Source organism: Acinetobacter sp. C13 (genome assembly GCF_016809775.1).
In the GTDB taxonomy this organism is placed as follows: Bacteria; Pseudomonadota; Gammaproteobacteria; order Pseudomonadales; family Moraxellaceae; genus Acinetobacter; species Acinetobacter pittii.
Window position 1 is genome coordinate 288966 of sequence record NZ_JAFBJL010000004.1, and the last position, 17895, is coordinate 306860.

The window sequence follows — 17895 nt, forward strand, 5'->3', positions numbered from 1 at the left end:
AAAAAGTATTTTAGCGGAGAACACAAATGCAAATTTTTTACGATAAAGACTGTGACTTATCAATCATCCAAGGCAAGAAAGTAGCGATTATTGGTTACGGTTCTCAAGGTCATGCTCATGCACTTAACCTTAAAGACTCAGGCGTAGACGTAACTGTAGGTTTACGTGCAGATTCAGCTTCTTGGAAGAAAGCTGAAAATGCAGGTCTTAAAGTTGCAGAAGTTCCTGCTGCTGTTAAGCAAGCTGACCTCGTAATGATTTTGACTCCAGATGAATTCCAATCACAACTTTACCGTGACGTGATTGAGCCAAACATCAAAGAAGGCGCGACTCTTGCATTTGCTCATGGCTTCTCTGTTCTTTACAACCAAGTTGTTCCACGTAAAGATTTAGACGTAATCATGGTTGCTCCAAAAGCACCTGGTCACACTGTACGTTCAGAGTTCCAACGTGGTTCAGGTGTTCCTGACCTAATCGCAATTCACCAAGATGCTTCTGGTAATGCACGTAACGTTGCTCTTTCTTACGCTTCTGGCGTAGGTGGCGGCCGTACAGGTATTATCGAAACTTCATTCCGTGAAGAAACTGAAACTGACTTATTCGGTGAGCAAGCAGTTCTTTGTGGTGGTGCGGTTGAATTAGTGAAAATGGGCTTCGAAACTTTAGTTGAAGCTGGTTATGCACCAGAAATGGCTTACTTCGAATGTTTACACGAACTTAAATTGATCGTTGATTTAATGTTCGAGGGCGGTATCGCTGATATGAACTACTCAGTATCTAACAATGCTGAGTACGGCGAATATGTAACTGGTGTTGAAGTAATCAACGAACAATCTCGTGAAGCAATGCGTAATGCGTTGAAACGTATTCAATCTGGTGAATACGCGAAGATGTTCATTCAAGAGGGTGCATTAAACTACCCATCTATGACTGCTCGTCGTCGTCAAAATGCTGCACATGGTATTGAAGTAACTGGTAATAAGTTACGTGCGATGATGCCTTGGATTCAAGCAAACAAAATCGTAGACAAAGAAAAGAACTAATTTTCTTTATCTAACGTTTTAAAAGAACCCTGCTTTAAGCAGGGTTCTTTATTTATACTATTTTATTTGAATGTGAAAATTGCGATTAGGTCAACTTGACTAGATTAAATAAATTCTATATTTTTCATATAATTGGCTGCTTAATTTTCATTTACTTTATTGATTTATAAAGTAAAAAATACTTGACCAAAAGATAGATAATGTTATTGTTTATAACTGACTGAATAAGTCAAATTTACTAAAATTTCTTTAACATGTTTAATTGTATTTTGGGCAATGAGTTGAACAAAATAAAAAAAAGTATTGAATAATCATGGAAGTCCAATATGGGTCATGTTGATTACGATAGCACATTGATCGTCGGCTCTTTTATTGCAGCTGGCTTCATTTGTTATATTGTAATTTCCATGGAGCAGCTAATATTCAAGCAAGTCTATAAGAAATTTGAGTCCTTAATTTTATTTATTAATGGATTGCTACTCGCCTTAGCAATTAGCATCGTCCATATTGTTGGTATACAGGCTTATCATCTGTTTGATACAGCTCACTCTAATATTCCTTTAATTGCAATATCTTATGCTATTAGTGCATTGTTATCTTGCATTGCGATGTGGTTGACTTCGCGTTTTACGCTCCCTTTATTTAGACTCATTTTGAGCTCGATTATTATGGGAATCGGAATTTCAGCTTCTTATTACATTAGCATGTTGGGCTGGAATATTAATGTTTATAAAAAAGATTACACTTCGTTTTTACTTTTATTTTCTGTATTAATTGCAATGAGTGGTTCAGGGCTAGCATTTTTATTAGCCTATAAATTAAAAGACACTGAACGATATCGCTTAACTTTAAAAATCGCATTTTCGGTTATGATGACCTTAAGTATTATGGGGATGCACTACACAGCGCTTATTGCGACGAATATTACTGATAAATTTATTAGCCAATATCAGGCTGAGCATGACTTATTATTATTTACAATTATTCTAGTCACCTGTTTGGTACTTGTAGCAAGTTTTATTGTTGCAATGTTAGAGCAACGCCTTACTCAACAAAATTTAGAATTACGCAAGGCTAATAAAGAATTAGCTAACTTATCTATACAAGACAATTTAACTAAACTACCAAATCGCCTTTATTTGGTGGATTATGCTGAGGTCTTACTTTCAGATCATCGATACAAAGACCAGAAAATTGCTTTCTTATACATTGATTTAGACCGATTTAAATCGGTGAATGATGCATTTGGGCATCATGTGGGGGATCAATTACTTATTCAGATGGCGAACCGCTTACATTGGCAACTCAATGAGAAGTGTAAATTACTTAGAATTGGCGGTGATGAGTTTTTACTTATTGCCGAAAATACAAATGCCGATGAAGCAGTTATTTTGGCTGAGAAAGTTTTACAGCTGATTCAAGAGAGTTATCAGATTTCTGGTAAAGAAATTAATATCTCTGCAAGTTTAGGGGTGGCACTATTTCCTGAGCACGGACAAAATGTTCAGGACTTGCTCATGAATGCTGATGCCGCGATGCTCATGTCTAAAGAACAAGGCCGAAATACTTACACCATCTTTAGTTATTCAACCCATCAACAAGAAACGAGAAGTCAGTCAAAACTGATCAATGATCTTTATAAGGCCGTAGAAGAAAAGCAGTTCATCCTATATTACCAACCAAAATTTAATACGAACCTTGAGGTCTGTGGCGTTGAAGCATTAATCCGTTGGAATCATCCAGCTTTAGGAATACTCACACCGCATATGTTTATAGAAGGTGCAGAAAAAACAGGTTTAATCATTCCAATGGGATATTGGGCACTTGAGCAAGCTTGCCTGCAAATTCAAGAGTGGGAACGCAGTAACACCCCATTTTATCCAGTCGCAGTAAACCTATCTGCACTACAGTTCGAAAATAAAAAATTATTTAGTACGCTCGAAGCATTATTAAAAAAATACCAAATTCAACCTCATCACTTAATTGTTGAGATTACTGAATCAACAGCAATGCGACATATTGATTTGAGTATTCGAGCTTGTGAACGACTACGTGATATGGGTATTCGTGTTGCAATCGACGATTTTGGAACAGGGCATTCGAGTTTCTTATATTTAAAAGATTTACCTGTAGATGAGTTGAAAATTGATCGTGGTTTTATCGTTGATTTAAAACCGGGTTCCAAAGAAGAAGTCATTTTAGAAAGTATTATTCATTTGGCCAAAAAGTTAGGTTTAACCGTAACGGCGGAAGGGGTAGAGACTCAGCAGCAAGTTGAGATTTTAACCCGTTTAGGTTGTCAGCAATTTCAGGGTTACTTATTAGGAATGCCTGTTCACGTCGATCAACTGATTGAATCTCAAGGCGCTCACTTCGCTTAATCTTTCCTATATCGATCTTAAAGATTATTTTTTAAATTTTTTATTTAAAGAATGATTAATTAACATAAAATTAATTCAGAAAAAATATATATTATTATTCATAATTAATATGAGAAATTTAGACATAAGTATAAAAAATTACGAATAATAATTTATAAATGTATACTGTTGGTATAAAGTAATACTAATAAATTCATTGCTTGGGATATAAATTTCAATGTTTAAAATTGATTAATATAATTTTTTATTAAGTTTGTGTAATAAATTATTATTTTTATAAAACATAGTTATTTAAATTTTTAAATATTTTAAGAGGTAGAAATCGTGGTGGAGTTTGGTTTATGCTCCACCGAATTAAAATATTGTTTATTTTTGTTAAAATGTAGAGTTCTAGCTGATTTATAGGTTATGCAGTTTCGAACTCTTGAATTGCTTCGAATTTAATAATCTTTTTAATATAAGACCATGTTTTTTTGGGGTTAATTTGTGATTTATTTATTGTGCCATCAATAATAATGCCATCAATAATGTTAAGAAAAAGACTAGTAAGTGTATGAGTATCTTTGATTTCTAATTCTAGAAATATTGTGAAAACCAATTTGTAAATCCACTCTCGATATTTATTCACTTGATCTTTAAGAGAGGGATACAATTGCATGACCTCAATGGTTGCTTTTTTAAATAAACAACCATTGAAATCATCTGTATTGATCCAGTCAATATACCAGTTAAAAATACTTTTAAGTTTAATTAATGGATCATCAATATTGCTAACTATTTGAAATAAAGAGGCTTGGACTTCTAGGTTTCTTTGGCGAAGACATTCTTCAATTAAATTTTCTTTAGAAGAAAAGTACTTATAAAAAGTCATTTTTGCAACGCCTGATTCAGCAATAATACAGTCAACTCCAATAGAGGTATAGCTTTTCTGATTAAAGAGGGAGGTGGCTGTTGTTATAATATTTTCTCTTTTTGACATCGGTTTTCCTGTCACAAATATTTTTGATTAACTTTGCTATTGTAAAGTATGAAAGCTTAAAGAAATTTTCTCTAATCATATTTAAAAAATTATATTTATTCAATATCTTGATTTGTAGTTAAAAATAAAAACAAATATTTCTAATTGGCAATATTTTACTTTTTTTTAAAATTATTAATTAATTCGTTGATTTGTTGAGTTAACAAACATAATATAAAATTGTTAAGTTTTGGTTTGTGTAATTTATTTTAGCAATTGAATGCAAAATTTAAATAAAAATAAGGCCTATAACTTAACTATAAGAACAAACTTTTTACTGAGAATGATTATGTCAAAAAAATTTGAAGACTTTAATAATCCAAGAGAAAAAGCATTGCAAGGGATGAGAAATAGTATTCCTACAAAACAATGGGAAGAAAATTTAAAATTTCTCGAACAGTTAAGAAGTAAAATTGCGGAATTACCCGTTTCTAAACATCCTGCAATTGAGGTATTAAATAATGGGTATCTCGATAAGGCGAGTTTAATTCATATTCATTTAGAATATCGTCATGCGATTGTACAAATTTTTACTGATGCTTTATTAAAGGCTCAATTTTTAACAAAACAATTGGAACCTAAACTCCACTCTGGTGCGAAGATGTATCCACGGGTATTATTAAGTTTAAATATACTTGATGAGTTTGGTTTCCGTCCTGGTTTAGGTAAAGATAATTATTATCTAGGGAATCCTGAATATGCTCACTATCCATTATATGAAGATTTACTTAATGATTATGGTTTAACAGAGCTTGATCGTCGTAACTTTAAACCATCAAAAATTTCAGATCAGGTTAGATCATTTTTAGAATCTTCTTATGATAGTTATATTAATGTCGTGGCATTATTGGCTGTTGCAGAAGAAGAAGTCATTCTTTTTAGTCCTCCATTACGTCAAGCAACCAAATTCGTAAATATTGATGTTGAAGGTGGGGGTTACTACCATGTACATGGTGTATCTACGGATGAAACATCTGAGGCTGCTGATGACGATCATGAAGATGACTTGTGGTTTGCATTAGCACAAGCAATTACAAAAGATGATTATGAAAGCTTAACCAAACTATGTATTGATTACTGTGCTTTATGGAATGAGTTCTGGGATGCACAAATTGCAGATGTTCAATTCATTGAAGAAAAGAAATTGGCGTAAAGATTCTATTAAGTCTTAATCAAGCCCCATCTATAAAAAGGTGGGCTTTTTTAATTGTAAAATTTCTAAGAAGTTAAACTACATACTCAAAAAAGCTTATGAGTAACTCATGGCTTATCAACAATCATTAAACAGTTCTATAAATCTGCTACAATTACGCCAATTTTTATTTTGATCGACTTTAGGTCTTTGGCACTGCAATCTCCGCAGTAGGTGTATTTCATGAGTTTTAAAGATGAGTTAGCGGCACAGGTTGCTCAACGCCGCACATTTGCCATCATTTCCCACCCCGATGCCGGTAAAACCACCATGACAGAGAAATTACTGTTATGGGGTAAAGCAATTCAGGTTGCAGGGATGGTAAAAAGCCGTAAATCTGACCGCGCAGCTACATCTGACTGGATGGAAATGGAAAAAGAGCGTGGAATTTCCATTACCACTTCTGTTATGCAGTTCCCTTATAAAGGTCACACTATTAACTTACTTGATACACCGGGACATGAAGACTTCTCTGAAGATACTTATCGTACCCTAACTGCAGTTGACTCTGCATTAATGGTGATTGATGGTGCAAAAGGTGTCGAAGAACGTACCATCAAATTGATGGAAGTTTGTCGTATGCGTGACACTCCGATCATTTCATTTGTAAACAAGATGGACCGTGAGATTCGTGAACCACTTGAGTTGCTGGATGAAATTGAGAATGTCCTCAATATTCGTTGTGTACCAATTACATGGCCATTAGGGATGGGACGTGATTTTGCAGGTGTATACAACATTCTTGAAAACAAATTGTATGTCTACAAAGCAGGCTTTGGCTCAACTATTACAGATATTGAAGTACGCGATGGCTACGACCATGCAGATATCCGTGAAAAAGTAGGTGAGTTGGCTTGGGCGTCTTTTGAAGAGTCACTCGAGCTTGTACAAATGGCTAACGAACCTTTAGACCGCGAATTATTTTTACAAGGTAAACAAACTCCAGTTCTATTTGGTACAGCATTAGGTAACTTTGGTGTTGACCACGTGTTAGACGCATTTATGAATTGGGCACCAGAACCTAAAGCACATCCAACACAAGAGCGTGTTGTCGACGCGAAAGAAGAAGGTTTTTCTGGTTTCGTCTTTAAAATTCAAGCCAACATGGATCCGAAACACCGTGACCGTATTGCCTTTATGCGTATTTGCTCAGGTAAATACGAGAAAGGTTTGAAGATGAATCATGTACGTATTGGTAAAGATGTTCGTATTAGTGATGCATTGACATTTCTTGCGGGTGAGCGTGAGCACTTAGAAGAAGCGTGGCCAGGTGATATTATTGGTTTGCATAACCACGGCACAATTCAAATTGGTGATACTTTCACAAGTGGTGAAAATCTACATTTCACAGGTATTCCTCACTTTGCACCAGAGATGTTCCGTCGTGTGCGTTTGAAAGATCCATTAAAGTCAAAACAATTGCAAAAAGGTTTGAAAGAGTTGTCTGAAGAAGGCGCAACTCAGGTATTTATGCCACAAATTAGCAATGACTTGATTGTGGGCGCAGTTGGTGTGCTTCAGTTTGATGTGGTTGCTTACCGTCTGAAAGAAGAATATAAAGTTGACTGCGTGTATGAGCCTGTAAGTGTTAATACGGTTCGTTGGATTCATTGTGATGATGACAAGATTCTCAATGAATTTAAGAAAAAAGCACATGATCAGCTTTCTATCGATGGTGGCGGACACTTAACCTATCTTGCACCAAGCCGAGTGAATTTGCAGATTATGCAAGAGCGTTGGCCTGATATTCAGTTCCGTAACACACGTGAACACTGATCATTTTAATGTGACAAACAGCTTCGAACAGAAGCTGTTTTGTTTTGAAAAATAAGAAAGGATGATGAAATGAATTTGAATAGAAAGACAGTTATTGCACTTTTAGTTGCGGTAATCATATTACTTTTGGCTATTTGCCTCTTTGTCTGGAAAAGCTCTCAACCTTCATCATCTTCTCAAATGAAATCGGCTTCTACCCAAAATCAAAATATAGAGAAAGCTGAAGTACTCCCATTTCTAAACTTACAACAAGTAAAAGCTGATTATGCTTTGCCATTTTGTGAGAAGAAAAATTGTATTGATGTCGATATTCAAACGATAAAGACTCAAGATGCATGGCTAAATGAATGGATTGCCAAAAGTCAGGCTAAAGTGATCCAAGACCAAATTGATTTGAAAAAAGACTTAAGTTTGCAGCAAGCCATTAATGCTTATGTTAAAAAGTCTGATGAATGGCAAGATAAATATTCAAAGAATCGGGCTTATGAATTGCATCTTCATACCCGTATTGCATCGCAGCGTAACCAATATGTTTTATTGCAATTAGGACTTGATACCAAGCAGGAAGAGCTCACGATTAAAGACCGTTATTACTTTTTTGTGGCCGACCGAAAACTGCATAAGAGCTTAACTTTGTTAGATGTTTTACAAAAAGATCAACAAACTACTGTGCATCAAATGGTGCAGGTGGCCTATCAAGACTGGTTAAAAAAGCAGAGTGCTGACATAAAGAAAGAAGCACCAAAAACTTTATATTGGGGGCAGGCAGATTGGTTCTTTGATGGTGAAGGAGTTGGCTTACATTATCAGGCAAACCAGATTACTAAAGAAGCTCCACAGCTTGATATTTATTTATCTAAAGAACAGACCAAAAAAATATTACAACCCGAGGTTTATGAACAAATGTTTTAAGATGGTAGCAGAATTTGCAACCTCTATTTATATGCGCTAATTTCTTAGAAAGGCATAGCGTAATCTCCTTAGAATAAAAGGCAAAATATGATGTTATCTTCTAAAGCTTCACTGCGATTAACTTTGCTTGCTTCTGCTATATTTCTGGCAGCATGCCAACCTAAAGCTGATCCTAAGGATTCTCAAGAGCAGCAGAAATCAACTGTTCAAGAACAAAAGCCAGTAGAGTTGACTTTGAAGGGTGAAACAACTCCTAGTAAGGTGGTTTTACCTGATTGTGATGGTAAAACTTGTCCAGAATTTACGGTAGAGCGCTTACAGAGTAATTTTCCTTTTATTGACAAAATTATAGATCAACAAATCTTAAGTACATTAAATCAAATTTTAGAAATTGCTGAACCTGATGCTAAGAGTACGCAAACGGAACAAAAGTCAGAAGCTTCAGCGGTAGCGGGTGCAGAGCAAAAAAATAGCTTTGATGCACAGGTGCAACGGTATGCAAATTCATTTATTGATCTAGATAATGAGTTAAAAGCTTTAAGTAGTAATCATCAGATTAATCTTTTAGTTAAACCTAAGATTTTACAGGCTCAAGGTAAAGTTGTAACTGTAGTGCTTAACAGTAGTAGTTATTTAGGTGGGGCTCATGGCTCTGCTGCACAGCATTATTATAATTTTGATTTAAAAGAGCAAAAGCAAATTAAGCTTGAAGATTTATTACGTCCTCAGCAAAAAGGAGCTTTAGAGAAGTTAGCCCATGAAGCCTTTAAGACATGGGTGATGGACTCTAAATTGGCTGATAATGTTGCTGACTATGAACAAGCATGGCCATTTAAATTATCTAATAACTTCTTGTTGGGTGAGCAAGGTTTAATCCTTCAGTACGGTGAGTATGAAATTGGCCCATACGTGGTTGGACTCCCTCGATTAGTCATTCCTTATGACCAATTACAAGATGTGTTGAAAGAAGAATATTTGCCACAGCCTAAAGCCAAACCAGCTTCGGCACCAGTTGCAAAAAGTGCTGGCTAATGCATTTGTTTGATTCCCATACCCATTTCGATGTTGCCGATTTTGATGAAGATCGGCAGCAACTAGCACTCGAGGCTAAAAAAGTGGGTGTAGATGCTTTGGTTTTAATTGGCTTTCTACAGTCACGTTTTGATGAGTTGGTGCAGACTCATCATCAGTTAAAAAGTTGGGAAAATGTGCCTACTTCTTATTTAGCACCAGGCTTACACCCATTTTATATTGAGCAGCATCAACCAGAGCATCTTTCTCATCTTGAACAAATCTTGCAGCAAGAAAACTGCGTGGCTGTAGGTGAAATTGGCTTAGATACTTTCTTGAAAGAACATAAGCAGCCAGATGTATATGCAAAGCAAAAACAATATTTTGCAGCTCAGTTAGAGCTGGCAACCCAATACCAAAAACCAGTGTTACTCCACATTCGAAAAGCGCACGGTGATGTGCTCGCTCTATTAAAAGCTCAAAAATTTAAATTTGGCGGAATTGCTCATGCCTTTAGTGGTGGAGTAGAAGAGGCAAAGGGTCTTATTAAGCTTGGTTTTAAAATTGGTGTGACGGGGCAGATCACCAACCCGAATGCGAAAAAACTTCATACGGTTGTGCAGGCTATAGGTGCAGAGCACTTGGTGATTGAAACAGATTGTCCAGATATGACACCGCTTTGCTGTCAAACCTCAACAGAACAGCGGACTCGTAATACTCCTGTTAATTTGCCTTACGTTCTACAAAGTTTGGCTGAAAATTTAAATATGCCAGAGCCGGATTTGGCTGAGTTGCTGTGGAAAAACTCTCTTACTGCATTGAAATTATCGTAATAAAAATCAAAGATTAGAAATAGTAACTAAAACAAAACACAGCGATTAAAAAAGAAGCTTAAAGTAAGAAAACAACATGTAAAAACGTGAAAAATAACATTGCCAGACGTGGGAGGATAACCCAATGGCTAAGTATAGCAATATCAATAGTTTTAATGCTTTACAGACGCTAACAGTAGGTTCCAGCAATTATCAGATTTTTAGCTTAGCCCAAGCAGAGAAAACGCTAGGGGATATTGCCAAACTGCCGAAATCTTTAAAAGTATTATTGGAAAACTTATTACGGTTTGAAGATCAGCATAGCGTTAAAACGGAACACATCCATGCTTTAGCAGAATGGCTAAAAATCCGTACATCAGATCAAGAAATTCAATATCGACCTGCACGGGTTTTAATGCAAGATTTTACGGGTGTACCAGCAGTTGTTGATTTAGCTGCAATGCGAGCAGCGATGGCACAAGCGGGCGGTGACCCTGAAAAAATTAATCCATTATCTCCTGTAGACTTAGTCATTGATCACTCTGTCATGGTCGACTATTTTGCCGATGATCAAGCTTTCGAAGAAAACGTACAAATCGAGATGCAACGTAATGGTGAGCGATATCAATTTTTACGTTGGGGACAGTCTGCATTTAATAACTTTAGTGTAGTGCCACCGGGTACGGGAATTTGTCATCAGGTTAATTTAGAATATTTGGCTCAAGCGGTGTGGTTAGGCGAGGACAACGGACAAACCTTTGCTTTTCCAGATACTTTAGTGGGTACAGACTCACATACCACCATGATTAATGGTTTAGGTGTATTGGGTTGGGGTGTAGGGGGAATTGAGGCTGAAGCTGCTATGCTGGGCCAACCTATCTCAATGCTCATTCCTGAAGTCATTGGTTTTAAATTGACAGGAAAACTACCAGAAGGGATTACTGCAACTGACTTAGTGCTGACCATTACTCAAATGCTCCGTCAAAAAGGAGTTGTGGGGAAATTTGTAGAGTTCTATGGAGATGGTTTAGCCGATTTACCACTGGCTGACCGAGCGACCATTGCCAACATGGCACCAGAGTATGGTGCGACTTGTGGTTTCTTCCCGATTGATGAAGTGACTTTGGGTTATTTGAAATTAACTGGCCGTCAAAGTGATCGTATTGAACTAGTCGAAGCGTATAGCAAAGCGCAAGGTTTATGGCGTAATGCGGGTGATGAACCTGTTTTTACCGATACTTTAAGTCTTGATATGAGTACAGTTCAGGCAAGTCTAGCTGGCCCAAAACGTCCACAAGATCGAGTGCTTTTATCAGAGGTGCCGAAAACCTTTAATGCGCTGATGGAGTTAACTTTAAAACCAGCCAAAGAAGCTAAAGAGCGTTTAGAAAATGAAGGCGGTGGTGGTACTGCTGTCGAGGCAAAAAAAGCAAATATCCAACATGAAAGTCCTTCTTGCGTGATTGAAGGAAAAACTTATCCATTAAATCATGGTGATGTTGTAATTTCAGCAATTACTTCATGTACCAATACTTCTAACCCAAGTGTAATGCTGGCTGCAGGTTTACTTGCTAAAAAAGCGATTGAAAAAGGCTTGCAGCGTAAACCATGGGTGAAAAGTTCTCTTGCACCAGGTTCTAAAGTTGTGACTGACTATTTGCTGGCTGCTGGGCTTACGCCATATTTAGATGAGTTGGGCTATAACTTGGTGGGATATGGTTGTACAACTTGTATTGGTAACTCAGGTCCACTACCGGAGCCAGTGGAAGATGCAATTCAATGCCATGATTTAAATGTTGCATCAGTACTTTCTGGTAACCGTAACTTTGAAGGACGCGTACATCCATTAGTTAAAACAAACTGGCTTGCTTCGCCACCTTTGGTAGTGGCATATGGTTTAGTTGGTAATATTCGTACCGATTTGACTACGCAATCTATTGGGCAAGGTAAAGATGGACAACCTGTCTATTTAAAAGATATCTGGCCAAGTCAGGCAGAGATTGATGCTGTCTTACAGAAAGTAAATACAGAGATGTTCCATAAAGAATATGCTGCGGTGTTTGATGGTGATGAAAGCTGGCAATCTATCCAGATTCCAAAAAGTAAAACTTATGAATGGGCTGATGATTCGACTTATATCCGCCATCCGCCGTTCTTTGAAGGCATTGGTGAGCCGCCCAAACCAATTAAAAATATTGAACAGGCACGTATTTTGGCAGTGCTTGGTGACTCGGTAACGACTGACCATATTTCACCGGCAGGTAATATCAAAAAAGACAGCCCAGCAGGCCGATACTTACAAGAGCAAGGTGTTGAACCAAAAGACTTTAACTCCTATGGTTCTCGACGCGGTAATCATGAAGTCATGATGCGAGGTACCTTTGCCAACATTCGTATTAAAAACGAGATGTTAGGCGGTGAGGAGGGTGGTAATACGATTCATGTGCCAAGTGGTGAAAAGCTCGCTATTTATGATGCCGCAATGCGTTACCAACAAGAACATACACCACTTGTAATTATTGCTGGCAAAGAATATGGAACTGGTTCTTCACGTGACTGGGCTGCCAAAGGAACGAACTTGTTAGGTGTAAAAGCTGTCATTGCTGAAAGTTTTGAGCGTATTCACCGTTCAAACTTGGTAGGTATGGGCGTGTTGCCATTACAGTTTATTGATGGACAAACGCGACAATCTCTCAACTTAACTGGTCATGAGATGATATCAATTCGAGGTTTGTCTGATGGCGTTCAGCCTCATCAAATTCTTGAAGTTGATGTCAAAGGACCAAATGGAGTAGCGAGCCATTTTAATGTGTTATGTCGAATTGATACGTTAAATGAGGTCGAGTACTTTAAGGCGGGTGGTATTTTGCATTATGTACTACGGAATTTGATTGCTGGTTAATGTATTGAGATTAATACCAATCAATATTTATATTGGTTGGTATTTGAAAAATAATCACGACGGTGTCTTACGGTAAAAAATTCTAATGGTAGTAGCTCATAACCCTACTTTTGTTTCGGCAAAAGTAGGCAAAACCATTGCCATTCACAGAACCTGTTCAATACTGATTAATATTTTATGTTTTGCAAAAACAGTATCTTGTTGATGCTCGACAGGCTGTGAATGGCTTTGGCACTAATCAGATAATGAACTAGTGCCAAGTAGCAATTTGGTTTTGAAAAGCAGTAAAATACTCTCCGTGTTTTATATCCCCAAAGAGTAGCAATGACCGATCTCCAACAAGATGAATATGACCGCCGTTTTGCAGGTGTAGCCAAAGTTTATGGTGATTCATCGTTCCAGCACTATGAAAAAAGTCATGTGATGGTGATTGGTATTGGTGGCGTCGGCAGTTGGGCGGTAGAAGCTTTAGCGCGCACAGGTATTGGTGAGATTACATTAGTCGATATGGACGTGGTTGCAGCGTCAAATGTAAACCGTCAGCTACCTGCAATGACCTCAACTCTGGGCTGTGAAAAAGTTGAGATTATGGCGGAGCGTTGTCGCCAAATTAACCCACGTATTAAAGTAAATATTATTGATGACTTCTTAACGCCTGAAAATGTCACAGAGCTTTTAAACCCTGTACCGGATATTGTTTTGGACTGCATCGATGACGTTAAAGCAAAATTGGCTTTGATGCTTCATTGTCGTTTTAATAAAATTCCTTTAATTGTGTCGGGTGGAGCAGGCGGTAAGCTCGATCCACTTAAAATCCGCGTGGCCGATCTATCAAAAACAGAACAAGACCCAATGTTAGCGAAGCTACGTAGTCAACTTCGTGCTCGCGGCATCTGTAAAAAGCCAAAAGAGAAATTTGGTATTACCTGTATTTACTCAATCGATAATCCATTTTCTAGTGCAGATGTTTGCCCATCGGCGGGATTACGTTGTGGTGGCTATGGTTCAGCGGTAGTGGTGACTTCAAGCTTTGCTATGATTGCTGTGGCTGAAGTTTTGAAAAAGCTTGATTTAAAGAAAGCCTAATTTAAATATTGAAAAGGCATGTGCTTATGTGAGTGCATGCCTTTTTATTTTTGAGAGAAACTATTTAATCATACAGCTCTATGTTGTCTTGCTGGGGTTGTGTGGGTAACTGTTGATCATAAAATTTAAAGCACCATAAAATTAGAACAACAACGGTGAAAATGACAAACCCTTTTAAATACTTCATGAATAATTCAATCAATTGAATGGTCTTGATAAAATTCTAGCGAAGGCTATCTATCTAATCTAATATAGAAAATAGACCTAGTAATCTAATTTTGAGATGGTTATGCTCACATTAAAACAATTCCAATATTTTATAAAAATTGTTGAAGAAGGGAGCTTTACTGCGGCTTCAGAGAAACTATTTATTGCTCAGTCTGCTTTAAGTCGGCAAATGAAGCTATTAGAGGAAGAAATTGATTTTCAGTTATTTGATCGTACTGATAAGAAAGTAAAACTCACGGCGGCAGGGGAAGTCTTCTATAAAAAAATAAAAGATAATATGCATTATTTAAATGAGATCATTGGAGTTTCTAAGAATATTGCAGAAGGAAAAAATCGCCAGATTAAAATTGCTCACTCGAGCAGTATTGTTATGGATAATAAAAAGGTTCAGATATTAAAAGAAATTAGCTTAACGCAACAAATCAATTTTGAGATAAATACCTTGTCATCTGAGCATCAGATTTTGGCTTTACTGAATGGGGAAATTGATATTGGTTTGATTAGACCGCCAGTTCTGCATAGCCTTGAAGAAATAACGACCTTGAAACTATATGAACAGCCATTATTTGCAGCTGTTTATATTGATCATCCTAAATTTAAAGAAACACAAAGTATCCAGATAAAAGATTTAAAAGATGAATATTTTGTTTCGACTCCACATCCTAAGCGGGGAGGTTTGAGTTATTTAGTCTCAAACTTGTGTATAGGGGCTGGCTTCTGGCCTAAAGCAGCGACGATCCAATCACGTAAGCTAAACCAATTACAGTTAGTTGCTGCAAATTTGGGTATTAGCATTGTTCCCCAAGAATTTGAGAAAATATTACCCAAAAATGTAAAATTGATTCCTCTAGAAAATAAGAATCTTTTATCTGAAGTGGTTTTGGCTTATAGAACAAACCAGAGTGATCTGATTCAGCATTATGTTGAGCAGATCTACCATCTGCTGCAAGTTTGAGAGGCAATATGTTTAACTTCTGCTGAAATAATTATTGTGACCCAGTGTGCTCACTAATAGTAAATGTATATTCGGTATCACCTTCTAACGGACGTTCCTGAGATAGGATGTCCATTTTGGGGCGTTTATGCTGGTAGAATTCCAAATTGATACAACCACTATTGTTAACCGCATAGCGAATATAGTAACGATCAGGCTCTAGATAAAATATTGCTTCTTCAAATGAGTGCAAAGATAGAATTTTCTTCTTGTCGTGATAAATCACAGAAGGACAGTCTAGTATTCCATTTAAATATTGTTTTCGTATCACATGGATTCGAGCTTGAGGAGTCGTCCGTTTTAATAAATATTGAGGTTGATAAATCCGTTTTTCGGGTACTTTTTTAAAAACCTCTATAATGTTTGTATCAGAGGCGGCATAAGTCATGCTAAACGATGTCAGTAAGTAGAAGCTCAGCAGTATTCTTTTCATAAAGTTCCATCATTATTTTTGATAATTACAATATGAAAATAAAGCAAAAAAGAAGCCAAGCTGGGTTTAAAACACTCGTTTGATCAGTTGTTTGAAACAATTAAAGCAATTGAACATCTAGTTCTTAGGTAGATTACCCTAGTCGATAATAGGTATAAGTTACGCTGTCATCTTTATAGACGTCATAGCTATTTTGTTTAAAGTCAGAGACCCATTCACTTCCAGTGTATCCTGCAATGTGACCATAAACGTGGTTGCGGGTTCTGTGAATGATGTAAATGTCACCTTCTTGAGGTTCGTCGAAGGCTGGATCAATTTGTTTATAGCCAATCTTTTTGAGGGTATCGCCCCAATCTGAAGCTGCGATTGGGTGGTTTTCAACATTAGCACCAGCAGATTCGAGTGCAAGACGGATACTACGTGCGCATCTAGCTTTACTGCGTCTAGAAGTAACGCTTTCTAATTTTTCTACAAACTTTTCTACATCGATCGGTGGGTTGGTTGAAGTTTGAGTTTGATGATTATTGGGTTTCATGGTGAAAGGATAAGGTAGGCTGGGTGCGCTGTGCGATACAACAATGGCTGCCTGATTTGAATCCTGATACATGTAATTATCAGCTACTTGTCCGTCATAAATAATCATCGTGAAATCTCTACCGTGCTACCTATATCCATATTAAAAAAAATCACCACCTACCTGTGGCGTTCAGAGATACTAATAGGCGTATCTTAAAAGTTTTGTTTATGTTATGTAATAACGTATCTTTTTTCCAGAGGTGCCTGCCTTGGAGCGAAAAGATACTTATCAAAAGAGGTGGTTAAAAATAGTGAAATTTAAATTATTGATATCATTGTAAATAAATAACTAATCAGAGCTTAAATTTGAATATTTTGTTCCAACATTTGCGAATATACTCAAAATCTAAGTCTCTGATTTAAAATGCCACATTTTCTTACAATTTAAGAAGTCGTCGCCAACTTAAACCTGCTGCTCTTTTACATACTCTTCAGTGCGAATCATGGCTGCTCGCATGTTCTGAATTGCAGTTTCAACATCGGCTAAAGTTTTTGCATTTCCGCCACTTAGCGCCTGACGCCATTTACGAGCACCTGGTAAGTTTTGAAATAAACCTAAAATATGACGTGTAATGATTGAAAGGGGTGCACCTTCAGCCATACGTTGCTCAATATAAGGCAGCATTTGTTCCATAATATCGAAACGGTCTGGTGCTTCTAAGTTCCAAAGTTGGCCAAGCTCAGCAAGTAGGTAAGGGTTGTGATAGGCTTCACGGCCAATCATGACACCATCAACATGCTGTAAATGAGCTTGAGTTTCGGCAAACGTTTTAATACCGCCGTTAATTTCAATAGTCAGATGTGGACGTTCTTGCTTTAAGCGGTATACATCTTCGTAGCGTAAAGGGGGGACTTCTCGATTTTCTTTTGGAGACAAGCCTTTCAATATCGCAATACGGGCATGCACAACGAAATACGTACAACCTGTTGCAGCGACAGTATCTACGAAATGTAGCATTTCTTCGTAAGACTGCATGTCATCAATACCGATACGATGCTTTACTGTGACAGGAATATTAACCGCCTTTTGCATGCTGTGAATGCATTCAGCCACTAAGTCTGGCTCTGCCATTAAACATGCACCGATTTTATTGTTCTGTACGCGGTCACTTGGGCAGCCTACGTTGAGGTTGACTTCATCGTAACCCCAGTCTTCGGCCATTTTTGTGCAGGTTGCAAGCTCTTGTGGGTTTGATCCGCCAAGTTGCAATACGATCGGGTGTTCTTGAGCACTATAGTCTAAATGACGTTTTGCATCGCCAAATAGAATCGCACCTGTAGTCACCATTTCTGTATAGAGCACAACGTTTGGGTTAAATAAGCGTGCAAAGAATCGGTAGTCCTTTGTAGTCCAGTCCATCATAGGTGCGACAGAAATACGAGGTTGTAACGATTGAAGTGATTGCATAGCCAATAGACCCAAAAGTCGCTAAATTAATGAAAGGGCAGCATTATACGGGGTTTAGCCCTGAATCGACAGTGGCATTTAACCGCATAATTTATAACCGCCCTTGTGCGGAATATAGAAAGA

At 37.3% G+C, this 17895-nt stretch carries 15 protein-coding genes; 10 read left to right on the forward strand and 5 right to left on the reverse strand.

The genetic code is table 11. From position 1 onward, the window contains the following. Window positions 1-26: 26 nt before the first annotated feature. A complete protein-coding gene (gene ilvC, locus JGE69_RS13575) occupies window positions 27-1043 on the forward strand; it encodes a ketol-acid reductoisomerase (RefSeq protein WP_002115094.1) in 1017 nt (338 codons plus the stop codon). Between the two features lie 326 nt (window positions 1044-1369). Next, window positions 1370-3424 carry an EAL domain-containing protein gene (locus JGE69_RS13580; RefSeq protein ID WP_005066201.1) on the forward strand — a complete coding sequence of 685 codons (2055 nt, stop codon included), beginning with the start codon at window positions 1370-1372 and terminating at the stop codon, window positions 3422-3424. Between the two features lie 406 nt (window positions 3425-3830). On the opposite strand, the gene JGE69_RS13585 is transcribed toward JGE69_RS13580, so the two are convergent. Continuing rightward, the gene (locus JGE69_RS13585; RefSeq protein WP_069122328.1) at window positions 3831-4403 is read right to left on the reverse strand and encodes a TetR/AcrR family transcriptional regulator; all 573 of its coding nucleotides are present in this window, start codon (window positions 4401-4403) and stop codon (window positions 3831-3833) included. A gap of 328 nt (window positions 4404-4731) precedes the next feature. On the opposite strand from JGE69_RS13585, the gene JGE69_RS13590 reads away from it, so the two are divergent. The 7 genes from JGE69_RS13590 to JGE69_RS13620 all read left to right on the forward strand — a co-directional run bounded on the left by JGE69_RS13590 (window position 4732) and on the right by JGE69_RS13620 (window position 14133). Then, window positions 4732-5595: a hypothetical protein gene (locus JGE69_RS13590; protein ID WP_063098104.1), complete on the forward strand. Its 864-nt coding sequence runs from the start codon at window positions 4732-4734 to the stop codon at window positions 5593-5595. 222 nt (window positions 5596-5817) lie between these two features. Next, on the forward strand, window positions 5818-7410 hold the full coding sequence (locus tag JGE69_RS13595; protein ID WP_005066204.1) for a peptide chain release factor 3: 1593 nt from the start codon (window positions 5818-5820) through the stop codon (window positions 7408-7410). A 69-nt stretch (window positions 7411-7479) separates the two neighbouring features. After that, the gene (locus JGE69_RS13600; protein WP_069122327.1) at window positions 7480-8322 is read left to right on the forward strand and encodes a hypothetical protein; all 843 of its coding nucleotides are present in this window, start codon (window positions 7480-7482) and stop codon (window positions 8320-8322) included. A 90-nt stretch (window positions 8323-8412) separates the two neighbouring features. Continuing rightward, window positions 8413-9354, forward strand: coding sequence for an RsiV family protein (locus JGE69_RS13605; protein WP_199113645.1), 942 nt, complete (start codon window positions 8413-8415; stop codon window positions 9352-9354). Further along, the gene (locus tag JGE69_RS13610; RefSeq protein WP_199113643.1) at window positions 9354-10166 is read left to right on the forward strand and encodes a TatD family hydrolase; all 813 of its coding nucleotides are present in this window, start codon (window positions 9354-9356) and stop codon (window positions 10164-10166) included. The genes JGE69_RS13605 and JGE69_RS13610 overlap by 1 nt, the downstream gene beginning before the upstream one ends. Before the next feature lie 124 nt (window positions 10167-10290). Continuing rightward, the gene (gene acnA, locus JGE69_RS13615) at window positions 10291-13047 is read left to right on the forward strand and encodes an aconitate hydratase AcnA (RefSeq protein WP_199113641.1); all 2757 of its coding nucleotides are present in this window, start codon (window positions 10291-10293) and stop codon (window positions 13045-13047) included. A gap of 324 nt (window positions 13048-13371) precedes the next feature. Next, window positions 13372-14133, forward strand: coding sequence for a ThiF family adenylyltransferase (locus tag JGE69_RS13620; protein WP_014208375.1), 762 nt, complete (start codon window positions 13372-13374; stop codon window positions 14131-14133). Window positions 14134-14197: 64 nt separating this feature from the next. On the opposite strand, the gene JGE69_RS13625 is transcribed toward JGE69_RS13620, so the two are convergent. Further along, window positions 14198-14320: a hypothetical protein gene (locus JGE69_RS13625; RefSeq protein ID WP_002117232.1), complete on the reverse strand. Its 123-nt coding sequence runs from the start codon at window positions 14318-14320 to the stop codon at window positions 14198-14200. A gap of 96 nt (window positions 14321-14416) precedes the next feature. Between JGE69_RS13625 and JGE69_RS13630 the strand changes: the two genes are divergently transcribed. Then, a complete protein-coding gene (locus tag JGE69_RS13630; RefSeq protein ID WP_081309752.1) occupies window positions 14417-15316 on the forward strand; it encodes a LysR family transcriptional regulator in 900 nt (299 codons plus the stop codon). Between the two features lie 31 nt (window positions 15317-15347). On the opposite strand, the gene JGE69_RS13635 is transcribed toward JGE69_RS13630, so the two are convergent. The 3 genes from JGE69_RS13635 to dusA form a co-directional block, all read right to left on the reverse strand. Further along, window positions 15348-15743 carry a hypothetical protein gene (locus tag JGE69_RS13635; protein WP_199113799.1) on the reverse strand — a complete coding sequence of 132 codons (396 nt, stop codon included), beginning with the start codon at window positions 15741-15743 and terminating at the stop codon, window positions 15348-15350. Window positions 15744-15921: 178 nt separating this feature from the next. Then, the gene (locus JGE69_RS13640; protein ID WP_014208378.1) at window positions 15922-16431 is read right to left on the reverse strand and encodes a hypothetical protein; all 510 of its coding nucleotides are present in this window, start codon (window positions 16429-16431) and stop codon (window positions 15922-15924) included. 336 nt (window positions 16432-16767) lie between these two features. Next, window positions 16768-17772: a tRNA dihydrouridine(20/20a) synthase DusA gene (dusA, locus tag JGE69_RS13645; protein WP_199113639.1), complete on the reverse strand. Its 1005-nt coding sequence runs from the start codon at window positions 17770-17772 to the stop codon at window positions 16768-16770. Window positions 17773-17895 lie beyond the last annotated feature (123 nt).